11 protein-coding genes and 3 tRNA genes are annotated in these 15,329 nt (G+C 46.1%); 8 read left to right on the top strand and 6 right to left on the bottom strand.

Annotation, left to right across the window (positions count from 1 at the left end; genetic code table 11):
* Positions 1-202: 202 nt before the first annotated feature.
* Positions 203-1,789, top strand: coding sequence for an AbgT family transporter (locus L1D23_RS06760; protein WP_239864972.1), 1,587 nt, complete (start codon positions 203-205; stop codon positions 1,787-1,789).
* Positions 1,790-2,261: 472 nt separating this feature from the next.
* On the opposite strand, the gene L1D23_RS06755 is transcribed toward L1D23_RS06760, so the two are convergent.
* The 3 genes from L1D23_RS06755 to metN are packed head-to-tail and all read right to left on the bottom strand — an operon-like array spanning position 2,262 to position 4,805.
* Positions 2,262-3,071, bottom strand: a complete 810-nt coding sequence (locus tag L1D23_RS06755) for a MetQ/NlpA family lipoprotein (RefSeq protein ID WP_239864971.1) — start codon at positions 3,069-3,071, stop codon at positions 2,262-2,264.
* 32 nt (positions 3,072-3,103) lie between these two features.
* Positions 3,104-3,781, bottom strand: a complete 678-nt coding sequence (locus L1D23_RS06750) for a methionine ABC transporter permease (RefSeq protein ID WP_006957863.1) — start codon at positions 3,779-3,781, stop codon at positions 3,104-3,106.
* Complete coding sequence (metN, locus tag L1D23_RS06745; RefSeq protein WP_239864970.1) at positions 3,771-4,805, bottom strand: methionine ABC transporter ATP-binding protein MetN; 1,035 nt, start codon at positions 4,803-4,805, stop codon at positions 3,771-3,773. Before metN ends, L1D23_RS06750 begins: the two co-directional genes overlap by 11 nt.
* Positions 4,806-5,029: 224 nt before the next feature.
* Here metN and gmhB point away from each other — a divergent pair, with 224 nt between their 5' ends.
* The 5 genes from gmhB to treC all read left to right on the top strand — a co-directional run bounded on the left by gmhB (position 5,030) and on the right by treC (position 10,361).
* Positions 5,030-5,581, top strand: a complete 552-nt coding sequence (gene gmhB, locus L1D23_RS06740; protein WP_239838369.1) for a D-glycero-beta-D-manno-heptose 1,7-bisphosphate 7-phosphatase — start codon at positions 5,030-5,032, stop codon at positions 5,579-5,581.
* Positions 5,582-5,634: 53 nt separating this feature from the next.
* Positions 5,635-5,979, top strand: coding sequence for an MliC family protein (locus L1D23_RS06735; RefSeq protein WP_239838368.1), 345 nt, complete (start codon positions 5,635-5,637; stop codon positions 5,977-5,979).
* A 51-nt stretch (positions 5,980-6,030) separates the two neighbouring features.
* Positions 6,031-6,978 carry a trehalose operon repressor TreR gene (gene treR, locus L1D23_RS06730; protein ID WP_064487924.1) on the top strand — a complete coding sequence of 316 codons (948 nt, stop codon included), beginning with the start codon at positions 6,031-6,033 and terminating at the stop codon, positions 6,976-6,978.
* A gap of 193 nt (positions 6,979-7,171) precedes the next feature.
* Positions 7,172-8,596, top strand: a complete 1,425-nt coding sequence (gene treB, locus L1D23_RS06725) for a PTS trehalose transporter subunit IIBC (protein ID WP_239864969.1) — start codon at positions 7,172-7,174, stop codon at positions 8,594-8,596.
* 85 nt (positions 8,597-8,681) lie between these two features.
* A complete protein-coding gene (gene treC / locus L1D23_RS06720; RefSeq protein ID WP_239864968.1) occupies positions 8,682-10,361 on the top strand; it encodes an alpha,alpha-phosphotrehalase in 1,680 nt (559 codons plus the stop codon).
* A gap of 112 nt (positions 10,362-10,473) precedes the next feature.
* Here treC and L1D23_RS06715 read toward each other — a convergent pair.
* The 3 genes from L1D23_RS06715 to L1D23_RS06705 form a co-directional block, all read right to left on the bottom strand.
* Positions 10,474-10,558 (bottom strand) — tRNA-Tyr (locus L1D23_RS06715).
* A 56-nt stretch (positions 10,559-10,614) separates the two neighbouring features.
* Positions 10,615-10,699, bottom strand: a tRNA-Tyr gene (locus L1D23_RS06710).
* Between the two features lie 55 nt (positions 10,700-10,754).
* Positions 10,755-10,839 (bottom strand) — tRNA-Tyr (locus tag L1D23_RS06705).
* A gap of 269 nt (positions 10,840-11,108) precedes the next feature.
* Between L1D23_RS06705 and L1D23_RS06700 the strand changes: the two genes are divergently transcribed.
* On the top strand, positions 11,109-12,173 hold the full coding sequence (locus L1D23_RS06700; protein WP_239864966.1) for an efflux RND transporter periplasmic adaptor subunit: 1,065 nt from the start codon (positions 11,109-11,111) through the stop codon (positions 12,171-12,173).
* A complete protein-coding gene (vexH, locus tag L1D23_RS06695; protein WP_239864963.1) occupies positions 12,173-15,283 on the top strand; it encodes a vibriobactin export RND transporter permease subunit VexH in 3,111 nt (1,036 codons plus the stop codon). The genes L1D23_RS06700 and vexH overlap by 1 nt, the downstream gene beginning before the upstream one ends.
* The last annotated feature ends 46 nt before the right edge of the window (positions 15,284-15,329 follow it).

The following is a 15,329-nucleotide window of genomic DNA, read 5'->3' as shown; positions in this document are numbered from 1 at the left end:
TTAATGTAATTTATAATTCTGATGATTGTTATATATGTGGATGAAACTGCTGGTTTTTTGTTTTTTTAGCGTTAAATATAATGATCTGGATAACACTTTATTACATTTCCGATTTCTAATTGACCTCTTTGTCGAGTAACCTGCGCGAGTTTTGTGACACCTTGTCACAGGACGCGCAGGAATAACTACAAGGAGGGAACAGATGAGTTCATCTGCTTCGATTAAACAAAACTCGCCTAAGAAGCCGATATTTACGCGCTTCTTAGATACAGTCGAATATTTGGGGAACTTGTTACCCCACCCGATCACACTTTTTGCCATCTTCTGTGTTGCGATTTTAGTCGCATCAGGTATTGCTGGTTACTTTGAAGTGGCGGTGGCAGATCCTCGTCCGGAGGGCGCACCAGGCCGTGCCGCGGATGGCATGATTCAGGTTGTTAGCTTATTAAACGCGGACGGACTGGAATTAATTGTTACCAATCTGGTTAAGAACTTTGTTGGCTTTGCTCCACTGGGTACTGTTCTCGTTGCGCTACTAGGTGTTGCGGTTGCAGAGTACTCAGGCCTACTATCAGCAGCAATGCGTGGTTTGGTGATGGGTGCTTCAAAGCGCATGGTGACTGTGACCGTTGTGTTTGCTGGTATCATTTCTAATACAGCGTCAGAGCTAGGTTATGTGGTCCTTATCCCACTGGCTGCGATGTTGTTCCACTCTTTAGGTCGTCACCCTCTTGCTGGCTTAGCGGCGGCATTTGCTGGTGTTTCGGGCGGCTATTCAGCAAACCTACTCATCGGTACCGTTGATCCTCTGCTTTCAGGTATTACTGAAACAGCAGCGCAAATGATCGACCCAACTTATACTGTGGGCCCAGAAGTAAACTGGTACTTCATGTTCGTTTCTACTTTCTTTATCGCAGGTATGGGTGCCTTCGTTACAGAGAAAATCGTTGAACCTAAACTGGGTAAGTACAACGAGGAAGAAGCGTCAGAGGACTTGTCTAACGATTCGATGGGCAAACTAACAGACGTTGAAAAGAAAGGCTTGAAGATGGCTGGCCTTGCCGTTGTAGCCGTTTCAGCTTTGCTTGCTTGGACAATTGTTCCTGCTGATGGCATCCTTCGTTCTGATGCTGGTACGGTCGCAGGTTCTCCATTCCTGAAAAGTATCGTTGCATTCATCTTTGTCTTCTTCGCTATTCCGGGCTTAGTTTACGGTAAAGTTGTTGGCACAATGAAGAACGATCGCGACGTGATCGATGCGATGTCTAAGTCAATGTCTTCAATGGGCATGTACATTGTGCTGGTATTCTTTGCCGCTCAGTTTGTGGCTTTCTTTAAGTGGACTAACTTTGGGCAAGTCTTTGCAGTTGCAGGGGCTAACTTCTTACAAGATATTGGCTTAACTGGTCCAATGTTGTTCTTTGCCTTCATTTTGATGTGTGGTTTTATCAACTTGATGATCGGTTCTGCCTCAGCACAGTGGGCCGTTACAGCGCCAATTTTCGTCCCTATGTTAATGCTTGTGGGCTACGCACCTGAGACGATTCAAGCGGCTTACCGTATCGGTGATTCAACGACTAACATCATTACCCCAATGATGAGCTACTTCGGTCTGATCCTTGCTGTAGCAACACGCTACATGAAGAACCTAGGTATCGGTACACTGATTGCGACCATGCTACCTTACTCAATCTGCTTTATTGTCGGTTGGAGTGTGCTGTTCTACCTATGGGTATTCGTATTTGGCTTGCCAGTAGGTCCTGGTGCAGCGACGTACTACACACCATAACGTATTACCGAATGACAAAACCGGAGCAAAGTGCTCCGGTTTTTTGTTTTTGGTATTGTGAGTAGAGCTGAGATTGTAAAATTCACGATATCTAGTGAGTACGGTTAAGAGATAACCAATGGAAGTGACAATTAGAGGAGTCAAAATCGAGGACACTGATGGCGTTCGTAGTGTATAAATCCAATCATTAAGCTTATTGATACTCGGTTTTCACTGGCCGAAGAGCAGGCTTTTATACGCCAGTTTCCTGAGCGAGGTGTCTTCAATGTTGCCGTATCCGAGAATCAACAGGTGCTAGGGTTTCAGAATGTAGAACCGTTTGCGTCCTATACACAGGCCTTTGGCTATGTTGGAGTTATCGGAACCTATATGGATTATGGATGAGCTGTTTCGAGGGACGAAGAATCAAGAAGAGGAAAGAAAAGGGCTGACGCAATAACGCCAGCCCTTGTTTAATTCAGCAAGTAAGTGATTACCAGCCTTTTACTACGCCACCTTTGAAGATGTCAGAGGCTGCGTTGTACACTTCTTCAGTTTGGTAAGCTTTGACGAAGTTTGTGACGTTTTCTGCTTGTGCGTTATCTTCACGCGCAACAATCAGGTTTACGTATGGAGACTCTTTGTCTTCAACAAATACACCATCTTTTTGTGGTGTCAGGTCAATTGAGCTTGCGTAAGTGGTGTTGATAATAGACAGAGCCACATCGTCAAGAGAGCGCGGAAGCTGGGCTGCATCTAGCTCAACAATGGTGATGTTTTTTGGGTTCTCTGCGATATCACGCACAGTTGCCAGTAGGCCAACGCCGTCACGTAGTTTAAGCAGGCCTTGCTGTTCAAGAAGCAGTAGAGAACGACCTAAGTTAGTTGGATCGTTTGGCACCGCGATACGTGCACCATCTTGAATTTCATCAACTGACTTCACTTGCTTAGAGTAACCCGCGATAGGGTAAACAAACGTATTACCAGCAATCGTTAGCTTGTAACCACGGTCTGTCACTTGCTGATCTAGGTATGGTTTGTGCTGGAACGCGTTGATGTCGATAGAGCCATCATCCAGAGCTGCGTTTGGCGTTACGTAATCTGTGAAAGTGACTAGCTCTACATCCAGACCATATTTTTCTTTGGCAACTTTAGCTGCGACTTCTGCTACCTGAGCTTCAGCACCTGCCATAACACCAACTTTAATTTTGCTGGTATCTGCTTGCTTTTCACCACAACCTGATAGGACAAGTGCTGATGCAGCTGCTGCGATGGTGAGTAGACCTTTTAATCCAAATTTCATGACTTTCTCCTTATTCTGACTCTGTAAATAGATTATCTGTGATCGACGCGGCGCACGATGGCATCGCCGATAGACTGAATGATTTGTACCAAAACGATAAGCATTACCACGGTTACTGCCATGATAACTACATCATAGCGATGGAAGCCGTAACGAATGGCGACATCACCTAAGCCGCCACCACCAACCGTTCCGGCCATGGCTGAATAGCTGACTAAAGTGACCAACGTGATGGTGACTGAGTTGACTATGGTTGGCATTGCTTCAGGAAGCAGAACCTTGTTGATGATTTGCATCGGAGTAGCGCCCATCGATTGAGCCGCTTCCACCAAGCCCGTTGGTACTTCCAACAAGGCACCTTCAATAAGGCGAGCAACAAACGGGATGGCGCCGATCGTCAAGGGTACGATCGCTGCTGTAGTACCAATAAAAGTGCCGACCAGAATTTTAGTGACTGGAATGATGGCAACCATTAATACTAGGAATGGCACTGAGCGGCCAACGTTGACGACAGCGCCGAGAATGCTATTAAGCTTGGTGTTCTCAAGTAGGCCACCTTTCTTCGTTGTATGAAGAATAACGCCCAGTGGAATACCAACAGCAAAGCCAACAATACCTGCCACTGCGACCATGTAGATGGTTTCCCAAGTCGCACCGATTAAAAGGTTACTGTTAAGGCTCAGCCACTCAGAAATTGTGTTAAAGGACATAACCCAGTACCTCTACTTTTACATTGTGTTCACGGAGGAATTCGATTGCCGCGTTGTCATCTTGCTCGTTACCAAATAGCTCTGCGACCATCATGCCGAATTTAACTCCACCGGCGTAATCAAGATCAGAGCTTAGAATGCTGACATCAATATTAAATTTACGCGCGATCTGACTGACGAGTGGCGCGTCTACAGTTGCACCAGTAAACTCAAGTCGAACTAATGGGTAACTGCCTTCAACGCGGGTGTCTTGCAGGCGTGCCTGATAATCATCAGGGATAGATAGATCAAGCGTAGAACGGATGAACTCATGTGCCAGTTCTGTTTTCGGGTGAGCAAAGATTTCACCTACCGTGCCTTTCTCAACCAGCTCCCCGCCACCAATAATTGCCACTTCATGACAGATACTCTTTACCACGTCCATTTCGTGGGTGATGAGCAGCATAGTGATATTCAGTTTACGGTTAATCTCTTTGAGCAGTTCGAGAATCGATTGTGTTGTCGCAGGATCCAAAGCGCTGGTTGCCTCGTCACACAGCAATACTTTTGGATCAGAAGCCAGAGCACGTGCGATAGCCACACGCTGCTTTTGACCACCACTCAGGTTAGAAGGGTAGCTTTCGTGTTTATCAGAAAGGCCTACCAGTTTGAGCAGCTCGGTGACTTTCTCATTGATTTGAGTCTTATCTTTGCCTGCGAGTTCTAGCGGTAGAGCAACATTATCGAATACAGTACGTGACGATAGCAGGTTAAAATGCTGGAAGATCATGCCGATGTTACGGCGTGTTTCACTCAGTTCAGATTTGGACTGCTTGGTAAGATCAATGCCGTCAACAATGATCGAGCCAGATGTCGGTGCTTCCAACATATTGACACATCGAATTAGCGTACTTTTCCCTGCTCCGGATGAGCCAATTACACCGAATATCGTCCCCTGAGGGATATGAAGGTTGATGTCCTTCAGTGCATGTATTTCTTTGCTTCCTTGAAGAAATACTTTGTTTACTTGATTAATTTCTATCATCGAGAAATCCGCTATCAGACTGCTTTGGGAAAAAGTAGATAATTTTGAACTACCTCTCATTTAGTAGAGGATGCTATGGTTTTGCATTAATTGTGTCAATAGATATTTTTACGGCTAGACGTCTAAACGTTCATTTCAATCAAACAGATTAGTAATTAGATAGTGATGAAAGAAATAAAGCGTGCAATAATTCCGGTAATAAATAGTAGACAGAGAAGCAAATTTTGGCGAAACCAGCAGTCTTTTTGGATCGTGATGGCGTAATCAACGTCGATCACGGCTATGTTCATGACGAGCACGACTTTGAGTTTATTGATGGCGTGTTTGAAGCGACAAAAAAGCTCCAAGAGATGGGCTATATGCTTGTATTGGTGACCAACCAGTCAGGGATTGCTCGTGGTAAATTCAGTGAAGATCGTTTCCTTTCACTAACGCAGTGGATGGATTGGAACTTTGTTGATCATGGCGTTGAATTTGATGGCTTCTACTATTGTCCACACCATGCGGAACATGGTCAGGGTAAATACAAAGAAGATTGCAATTGCCGCAAACCTAAACCTGGCATGTTCATTTCTGCTCGTGACTTTCTCAAAATCGATATGGCGAACTCTGTTATGGTAGGCGACAAGGCTGAGGATATGATGGCCGCAGAAGCCGCTGAAGTGGGTACGCGTATTTTAGTACGTACTGGCAAGCCTGTAACTGAAAAAGGTGAAGCGCTGGCAACGGCTGTGCTTGATAGTATCAAAGATGTGCCAGCCTACTTAACTAAGTAAAAAGCCGAGAAAAGAGGTCGCTTGAGGCGGCCTTTTTCTATTGGAGAGTATGGATGAAAATGAATGCCTTGTTAGCGTTTCTGGCTGGAACGACACTATTTGGTTGCAGCCATTTAGCGATTGAGCGCGAAGCAGATGACACGCATCAATTCGTGACCTACCAGTGTGAATCAAACAAGCAGTTTGAGGTCGCCTATCTGATTGAAGAGCAAGCGGCGCTTTTACGTTTGCCTAAACATGACTACCGCCTCACTCAGGTCCCATCTGGTTCTGGTGCAAAATACATCTTAGATAATGGAACAAAGCCGATTCTTAATCCGGTGACGTTACACACCAAAGGTGATGATGCGCGGTTAGAATTAGGTAGAGTCGTTTACAAAAACTGTAAAACCCAATAGCGTTAATCTTCTGTACACTCTGCTTTGTCAATTGAGCGAACCCACAGCATTATGAATAAAAAACTGACCATTCTTGATATCGCGAAACTTTCTGGTGTTGGTAAATCTACGGTTTCCCGTGTGTTAACCAATGATCCCAAAGTTAAACCGGAAACTCGTGCCAAAGTTGAGCGTGTGATTGAAGAGTCTGGCTATGTGCCTTCTAAGTCGGCGCAAGCGATGCGTGGAGGCAGTCAGAAAGTGGTTGGGGTTATCATTTCGCGTCTTGATTCACCATCGGAAAACAAAGCCGTCAGCAGCATGCTGCAAGTTCTCTACAGTAACGGCTATGACGCGGTGATCATGGAAAGCCAATTTGATCGCAAGATGACCAATGAGCATCTCGATGTCCTGCGCAGACGTAATGTTGATGGCGTGATTGTGTTTGGCTTTAGCGATTTCGATATTGAACGTCTGTCTAGTTGGCAACATCGTTCACTGGTAATTGCCATGGATACCGATGCCACCTCATCGATCAACTACGATAATACAGGCGTTATTCGTTGTGCATTGGAACACCTTCAGCGCCAATCGGTGAGTGAGATTGCTTTTATTGGTGTTGACCCTTCAGACCGAACTACTGGGCAGATTCGTCTCAATGCATACTTAGATTGGTGTTCAGAGCAGCGATTATCCCCTAACTACCAAACAGGTCACCTTCATCACGAAAGTGCTTATCAGCTGGTGGATAAAGTGTTGAATCAAACCACACAGGCGATTGTGTGCGCCAGTGATACTTTGGCACTTGGTGTAATTAAGCGTCTTCAGGAGTTGGATAGGGAAGACGTGATGGTGACTGGTGTCGGTGGGAATGAGCTGTTGTCTTTTCTATTTCCGAGAGTATTCAGTATTGACCCAGGTTATGCTCAGGCTGGAGAAAGAGCTGCCAAGCTATTGATTTCTCAGCTTAATGGAGAGTCTGAACTGGTGCACCTCACTCAGGAACCAATCCTGAGTTAAACCTTTCTTTTCTTTATGGTTTAAAATTATACTGTGATCTCATTCAATTAATGGGATTGTTCCCATTTATCTATTTCGATAGATTTGACAATATAATAAGCACAAATGGGAATGTTCCCAAATTAATTATAACTAACCTTTTGATCAGAGAGTTCTGATCTGAACGAGAAACCAATTTAGGGTGGACAAGGATATGAGTAAGATTGCGAAACACGAGGTTGAGCGTCTGATAGAACTGGTTGGCGGTCGCGATAACATCGCCAGTGTAAGCCACTGTCTGACACGTCTACGTTTTGTGTTAAATGACACCGATAAAGCCGATAGTAAAGCGCTAGAAGCTTTGCCATTAGTGAAAGGCTGTTTTACCAACGCAGGTCAGTTTCAAGTTGTTGTCGGTACTGAAGTTGATGAAGTGTATAAAGTTCTGATTGAACTGTCGGGTAAGTCTGAAGCGTCGAAAGATGAATCCAAACAGGCTGCACGTCAGAATATGAACATTTTGGAACGTGGTATCTCCCATCTTGCTGAAATCTTTGTACCACTGTTGCCAGCCATCATTACAGGTGGTTTGATCTTGGGCTTCCGCAACGTGATTGGCGACATCAAGATGTTTGATGGTCAATCATTGACGGAAATCAGCCAATTCTGGGCGACGGTTCACAGCTTCCTATGGCTAATTGGTGAAGCCATTTTCTTCTTCTTACCTGTTGGTGTGTGTTGGTCAACAGTGAAGAAACTCGGTGGTACACCGATCCTCGGCATTACGCTTGGTGTCACTTTAGTCTCTCCTCAACTGATGAATGCGTACCTGATTGGTAAGCAAGTGCCAGAAGTGTGGGACTTTGGCTTATTTGCTATCGAGAAGGTGGGCTATCAGGCCCAGGTAATTCCAGCCATGTTAGCGGGTATCGCGTTGGCGTTCATCGAAACGAACCTTAAGCGCATTGTTCCTTCTTACCTATATCTGGTTGTTGTTCCTTTCGTTTCGATCATCGTCTCTGTTGTATTGGCGCACTCTCTGATTGGCCCGTTCGGTCGCGTATTGGGTGATGGTGTGGCATTTGCCGCGAAAGCAGCAATGACGGGTGATTTCGCTGTGATTGGCTCAATGGTGTTTGGCTTCCTGTATGCACCTTTGGTGATTACCGGTATTCACCATACAACCAACGCTGTCGATCTACAGTTGATGCAAGACCTAGGTGGTACTCCAATTTGGCCTTTGATTGCACTGTCTAACATTGCTCAGGCATCAGCGGTTGTCGGTATCATCATCATCAGTAAGAAACACGGTGAACGCGACATCTCAGTACCTGCGGCTATATCTGCTTATCTAGGTGTCACCGAGCCAGCGATGTACGGCATTAACCTTAAATACAAATTCCCAATGCTGAGTGCGATGATCGGTAGTGCTATTGCAGCAGCGATCTGTGGTAGTGCCGGTGTGATGGCTAATGGTATCGGTGTGGGTGGCCTGCCGGGTATTCTGTCTATCCAACCACAATTCTGGGGCATTTACGCGATTGCAATGCTGGTGGCGATTGCACTTCCAGCAGTGTTGACCCTGTTATTCTACAAGCGTGCACAAATGAAAGGCGAGCTAGAGCCTGCAAGCGCTTAAGCGCAAACAAAAAGGAGCGATCGCAATTCGGCGATCGCTTCTGCTATTTTTTCGATTTTTTATTTTTTGGTAAGTGAGTTTAGCAATGACAACAATCACAAATGATGCGAACTGGTGGAAAACGGCTTCGATATATCAGATTTACCCGAAGAGCTTCTGTGATAGCGGTAGTAAAGGAACAGGGGATATTAAGGGCATCATTTCTAAGCTCGATTACTTAAAATTGCTCGGTATTGATGTCATTTGGCTAACACCAGTCTATCAGTCTCCGATGATCGATAATGGTTACGATATCTCAGACTACTACGCCATTAACCCTCAATTTGGCAGCATAGACGATTTCGAATGTCTGCTTGATGAAGCACACCAGCGTGGTATTCGCATCATCATGGACATTGTCGTTAACCACACTTCTACCGAGCACGCTTGGTTCCAATCTGCGCTGGGGGATAAGAGCAGCCCATATCGTGATTACTACATTTGGAAAGATCCGGTAGAAGGTGACGTTCCAAACAACTGGCAGTCCAAGTTTGGTGGCAGTGCATGGGAAATGGATGAGCAAACAGGCCAGTATTTTCTGCACCTCTTTGCCAAAGAGCAGGCGGACCTCAATTGGGAGAACCCGACAGTTCGTGAGGAAGTGAAAAAGGTCATCAGCTTCTGGGCAGAGAAAGGCGTGGATGGTTTCCGCCTTGATGTAATCAACCTGATTTCTAAGCAGCAAGACTTCCCGAATGATGATATCGGTGATGGTCGCCGCTTTTACACAGATGGCCCTCGTGTACATGAATACTTGCAGGAAATTAGCGAAGCTGTGTTCCAAAAATATGGCAGCGTTACGGTTGGCGAAATGTCGTCTACCACATTGGAACACTGCCAGCAGTATTCCTCTCTGGATAACAGAGAATTGTCGATGGTGTTTAATTTCCATCACCTCAAAGTGGATTATCCAAATGGTGAGAAGTGGACTAAAGCGCCCTTTGATTTTTTACAGCTAAAGCAAATCTTTAACCATTGGCAAACAGGATTGAACGGTAAAGGTTGGGGAGCATTGTTCTGGTGTAATCATGATCAGCCACGTGTCGTTAGCCGCTTAGGTGATGATAAAAACTATCGAGTGGAATCCGCCAAAATGTTGGGAGCCTCTGTCCATATGATGCAAGGCACACCATACATTTATCAAGGGGAAGAGATTGGGATGACCAACCCCGGCTATACCTCGATAGAGCAATACCGTGATGTGGAAAGCACCAATATGTATGACATCATGGTCAACCAGCAAGGTGTCAGCAACGAAGAGATGATCGATATTCTGGCTCAGAAATCCCGTGACAACTCACGGACGCCAATGCAATGGAATGACGAGCAGTATGCTGGCTTCTCTCAGGTAGAGCCTTGGTTGGCGGTGGCAGAAAATTATCCTCAAGTGAACGCAGCTAAAGCCGTTGATGACAGTGATTCGGTCTTTTACTTCTATCAGAAGTTAATTCAATTGCGCAAAGAGATTGAAGTGATCACGACAGGGGACTATCAAGATCTGTATCCGAATCATGAGCAGATCTTTGGCTATCAACGTAAGAGCGCCAAACAGACGCTGATTTGTCTCAACAACTATTACGGCGTGGAAGCGCAATGTACACTGCCGGACTCTTTCAAGGTGGATTGTGCTAAGTATGTATTAGGCAACTACGTTTTACCTGAAGCTGTTTCTCGAGATCAGACCCTACGTCCTTATGAGACACGCATTATTTTAATTGAAGAGTAATCACCCCCTATAGTGTTTTCTTCATTGCCTCGCTTGTGCGGGGCATTTTTTATGCGTAATTGGAAAGCAGAAACGAAAAAAGCCAGCTCAATGAGCTGGCTTTTCGCTGATATGGTGGAGGGGGACGGATTCGAACCATCGAAGGCAGTGCCAGCAGATTTACAGTCTGATCCCTTTGGCCACTCGGGAACCCCTCCAGGGTRTTTTTATCCTTAAYTGATGTTTTCCCAACACAACAATCAAGCGTTTAATATGGTGGAGGGGGACGGATTCGAACCATCGAAGGCAGTGCCAGCAGATTTACAGTCTGATCCCTTTGGCCACTCGGGAACCCCTCCAGGGCTTTTTATCCTTAACTGACGTTTTCCCAACGCATCAATCAAGCATTCAATATGGTGGAGGGGGACGGATTCGAACCATCGAAGGCAGTGCCAGCAGATTTACAGTCTGATCCCTTTGGCCACTCGGGAACCCCTCCAGGGTGTTTTTATACTTAAGAAATGATTTCCCAACCCATTACTCAAGTGCGGAGCGCATCATAGCAAACTCGCTAAACCTGTAAAGACTTTTCTTATGATTTTGAATTGAATGCTGGCTTTTTGGGCAAAGATGCCAGTAAGTAACCTAAAAGCTCAGGTAATCAAAGTCTAAACTTACAGTTTATTGCTCTCTCTTTACATTACTTGACGTTTCCCAAGTGGTTTAATGAGTACAATATGCCGAGTTTTTTGAGACAGAATTTCAATCATGAAAAATAAAATTATTCTGAGTATTTTTTCGTTGTCTATGATTGCGGCCACACCTAGTGTTCAAGCTAAAAGGCAAGGGCCACAGACAGTAACTGTGGTGACAGAGCAGGTCCAGACACATCAAGTTTCACAGTCTTTATCTTTGGTAGGCAAAATTGAAGCAGAGCAATCGGTTGTGCTCTCCTCTGAAGTGACAGGTCGAGTCGATGTCATTGCATTTAAAGCCAATCAAGAAGTAAAGAAAGGCCAGTTGCTGATTCAGCTTAATGATGACAAGGCAAAAGCCAGCGTGGCCGAAGCGAAAGCCTACCTGAGAGATGAAAAGCGCAAGCTCAAAGAATTTGAACGCTTGGTCAAGCGTAATGCGATCACTCAGACTGAAATTGATGCGCAGAAAGCCAGCGTAGAAATTGCTCAAGCACGTCTTGACGCGGCCAATGCGAATCTCAGTGATTTAAATATTACTGCGCCTTTTTCTGGTACTGTCGGCTTCGTCGATTTTAGTTTAGGTAAGTTGGTGAGTACGGGGGATGAGTTGGTTGCACTGGATGACTTATCTGTCATGCAGTTGGATTTACAAGTGCCTGAGCGTTATTTGTCTCAAATATCGAAAGGTATGAAGGTCACCGCAACGACGGCTGCATGGGATGGATGGATGTTTGAGGGGCAAGTGGTCGGTATCGACTCACGCATCAATGAAGAAACGCTCAATCTACGAGTACGAATCCATTTTGAAAACCCGGATAAAAAGTTAAAGCCAGGGATGTTAGTCGCGGCGGATATGGATTTCCCGCCAGTGGAAGCGCCGATTATTCCTGTTCAAGCACTCGAATATTCTGGTACCAAACGTTATGTCTACGTAGTTGGAGGTGACAGCAAAGCGGTTCGCACTGAGGTCTTCTTAGGTGCTCGTATCGGCAACCAAGTTGTGATTGAAAAAGGCCTGGATATCGGCCAGAAAATCGTCGTTCAAGGTATTGTGAACATGCGCGATGGTGTCGCTGTGAGTGAACTGGGTAAAGATGGCAAACCACTGAGTATTGAGCAAGAAGGTAACAGCTAATGTGGTTATCTGATGCTTCTGTAAAACGCCCCGTTGCGGCGGTCGTTCTCAGCTTACTGCTGTGTGTATTTGGTATTGTCTCTTTCAGTAAACTGGCGGTACGCGAAATGCCGGATATTGAAAGTCCGGTCGTTTCAATCAGTACCCGTTATGAAGGCGCTTCAGCGACCATTATTGAAAGCCAAATTACGTCTGCACTGGAAGACCAGCTTTCTGGTATCAGTGGTATTGATGAAATTGAATCGAAAACGCGTAATGGCAGTTCACGGATCACGATTACTTTTGAACTCGGTTATGATCTCAATACTGGCGTCAGTGACGTTCGGGATGCGGTTGCACGTGCGCAGCGTTCCTTGCCTGATGAGGCGGATGATCCGATTGTTTATAAGAACAATGGCTCCGGTGAAGCGTCTCTCTACATCAATCTGAGTTCTTCAGAAATGGATCGGACACAACTGACGGACTATGTTGATCGAGTTCTGCTCGACAGATTCAGTTTGATCTCGGGTGTAAGTTCGGTCGAAGTGTCTGGTGGCTTGTATAAAGTCATGTACGTTAAGCTGAAGCCTGCACAAATGGCGGGGCGTGGAGTCACGACATCTGACATTACTGCGGCACTCAACAGCGAAAATATTGAAAGCCCGGGCGGAGAAGTTCGTAACGATCAGATCGTGATGTCGGTTCGTACCGCTCGCAGTTATAACGTCGCCGAAGATTTCGAGTACCTTGTCGTTAAACGTGCCAGTGATAACTCGCCCATCTATCTGAAAGATGTCGCGGATGTCTACATTGGTGCGGAGAACGAAAACTCGACCTTTAAGAGTGATGGTGTCGTCAATGTCAGTATGGGGATTGTGCCTCAATCGGACGCCAACCCGCTGGAAGTAGCTGACTTAGTGCATGATGAAGTGGAAAAAATCCAACAATTCCTTCCATCGGGAACTCGTCTTGCCATCGACTATGATTCAACCGTCTTTATTGAGCGTTCGATAGCAGAAGTGTATAGCACTCTGTTTATTACTGGTGGTCTGGTCATTCTCGTGCTGTACATATTCATTGGTCAGGTACGAGCCACGCTGATCCCAGCAGCAACGGTGCCTGTTTCTTTGATTTCATCCTTCATGGCCGCTTACTACTTCGGTTTTTCCATCAACCTTATCACGTTGATGGCGCTGATATTGTCGATTGGCTTGGTAGTCGATGACGCTATCGTGGTGGTGGAGAACATTTTCCACCATATCGAACGCGGTGAAAAACCGCTGTTGGCTGCATACAAAGGGACACGCGAAGTTGGCTTTGCCGTAGTGGCGACAACTCTGGTACTGGTCATGGTTTTCCTGCCCATCTCGTTTATGGATGGCATGGTCGGCTTGTTGTTTACCGAGTTTTCGGTACTGTTGGCGATGTCGGTGATTTTCTCATCACTGATTGCACTGACTCTGACGCCAGTACTAGGCAGCCAGCTATTAAAGGCTAACGTGAAACCAAACCGCTTTAACCGTTTCATCGACCGCATGTTTGGTCGTCTGGAAATCGGTTACCGTAAAGTATTGCGTGGAGCCTTGAAATGGAAGTGGGCGGCGCCTCTGATCATCTTGACCTGTATCGGCGGAAGTTGGGGCTTGATGAAACAAGTGCCTTCTCAGCTCACACCATCTGAAGACCGCGGGGTAATCTTTGCCTTTGTTCGTGGTGCGGATGCGACTAGTTACAACCGCATGGCTGCGAACATGGATATCGTCGAAGAGCGCTTATTGCCGCTACTGGGCGAAGGCTTCCTTAAGTCCTTCAGCATTCAATCGCCAGCCTTTGGCGGTAATGCCGGTGACCAGACGGGTTTCGTGATCATGATTCTGGATGACTGGAATGATCGTGATGTAACGGCTCAACAGGCGTTAGGTGAGGTGAGAAAGGCGCTGGTGGGGATTCCAGATGTTCGTGTCTTCCCATTTATGCCAGGCTTCCGAGGTGGTTCTAGTGAACCCGTCCAGTTCGTGTTAGGAGGTTCTGATTACCCTGAGCTGAAACAGTGGGCTGAAAAGTTAGAACAGTTAGCAGAAGAGTCTCCGATCATGGAGGGGGCGGACATTAACTACTCTGAGCGAACCCCTGAGCTGGTGGTGACGGTTGACAAACAACGTGCGGCAGAGTTGGGCATCAGCGTATCAGAGATTTCTGAGACCTTAGAAATTATGCTTGGCGGTAAGAGTGAAACGACTTTTGTCGAGCGTGGTGAAGAATATGACGTTTATCTGCGCGGTGATGAGAACAGCTTCAATAACGCGACGGATCTGAGCCAGATTTATCTGCGAACCAGTTCAGGCGAATTAGTGACACTGGATGCGGTCACCAAGATTGAAGAAGTGGCTTCGTCGATTCGTTTGTCACATTACAACAAACAGAAATCGATTACCGTAACGGCTAACTTGTCTGATGGGTATACCTTAGGTCAGGCTCTGGACTTCCTAGATCAAAAAGCGGTGGACATTCTGCCGGGCGATATCTCAGTCAGCTACTCTGGTGAATCGAAAGATTATAAAGAGAACCAATCCAGTATTCTGGTGGTATTTGGCTTGGCACTGCTGGTCGCGTATCTGGTGTTGGCAGCGCAGTTTGAAAGCTTCATTAACCCACTAGTGGTGATGTTCACTGTTCCTATGGGGGTATTCGGCGGCTTCTTGGGCTTGTTCTTTATGAGTCAAGGGCTGAATATCTACAGCCAGATTGGCATGATCATGTTGATTGGTATGGTGACCAAGAACGGTATCCTGATCGTTGAGTTTGCGAACCAACTACGTGATCGCGGCTTCGAATTTGAGAAAGCGATTGTCGATGCCGCAGCACGTCGCCTGCGCCCAATCATGATGACGGCGTTCACTACGCTTGCTGGTGCAATTCCGTTGATCCTATCGACAGGAGCAGGTTATGAAAGCCGAGTGGCGGTAGGTACGGTGATCTTCTTCGGTATGGGTTTCGCAACGCTGGTGACTTTGTTTGTTATCCCTGCGATGTACCGACTGATTTCAGTAAGTACGCAGTCACCGGGTCATGTGGAAGCTGAGCTGAACAAAGAGCTAAGTCACGATGTGAAGGCCAGAACCTCACACTAATCGCAGCAACCACTAGATGAAGAAAAGCCCGCAATCGCGGGCTTTT

The sequence above is a fragment of the Vibrio sp. Isolate24 genome (assembly GCF_022398215.1).
Classification (GTDB): domain Bacteria; phylum Pseudomonadota; class Gammaproteobacteria; order Enterobacterales; family Vibrionaceae; genus Vibrio; species Vibrio coralliilyticus_A.
This window is presented reverse-complemented; position numbering and strand designations above follow the sequence as displayed.

Excerpts from the sequence above, each read along its gene's own strand:
- L1D23_RS06760 (WP_239864972.1), top strand. The coding sequence starts at position 203 with ATGAGTTCATCTGCTTCGATTAAACAAAACTCGCCTAAGAAGCCGATA.
- L1D23_RS06755 (WP_239864971.1), bottom strand. The coding sequence starts at position 3,071 with ATGAAATTTGGATTAAAAGGTCTACTCACCATCGCAGCAGCTGCATCA.
- L1D23_RS06750 (WP_006957863.1), bottom strand. The coding sequence starts at position 3,781 with ATGTCCTTTAACACAATTTCTGAGTGGCTGAGCCTTAACAGTAACCTT.
- metN (WP_239864970.1), bottom strand. The coding sequence starts at position 4,805 with ATGATAGAAATTAATCAAGTAAACAAAGTATTTCTTCAAGGAAGCAAA.
- L1D23_RS06735 (WP_239838368.1), top strand. The coding sequence starts at position 5,635 with ATGAAAATGAATGCCTTGTTAGCGTTTCTGGCTGGAACGACACTATTT.
- treR (WP_064487924.1), top strand. The coding sequence starts at position 6,031 with ATGAATAAAAAACTGACCATTCTTGATATCGCGAAACTTTCTGGTGTT.
- treB (WP_239864969.1), top strand. The coding sequence starts at position 7,172 with ATGAGTAAGATTGCGAAACACGAGGTTGAGCGTCTGATAGAACTGGTT.
- treC (WP_239864968.1), top strand. The coding sequence starts at position 8,682 with ATGACAACAATCACAAATGATGCGAACTGGTGGAAAACGGCTTCGATA.
- L1D23_RS06700 (WP_239864966.1), top strand. The coding sequence starts at position 11,109 with ATGAAAAATAAAATTATTCTGAGTATTTTTTCGTTGTCTATGATTGCG.
- vexH (WP_239864963.1), top strand. The coding sequence starts at position 12,173 with ATGTGGTTATCTGATGCTTCTGTAAAACGCCCCGTTGCGGCGGTCGTT.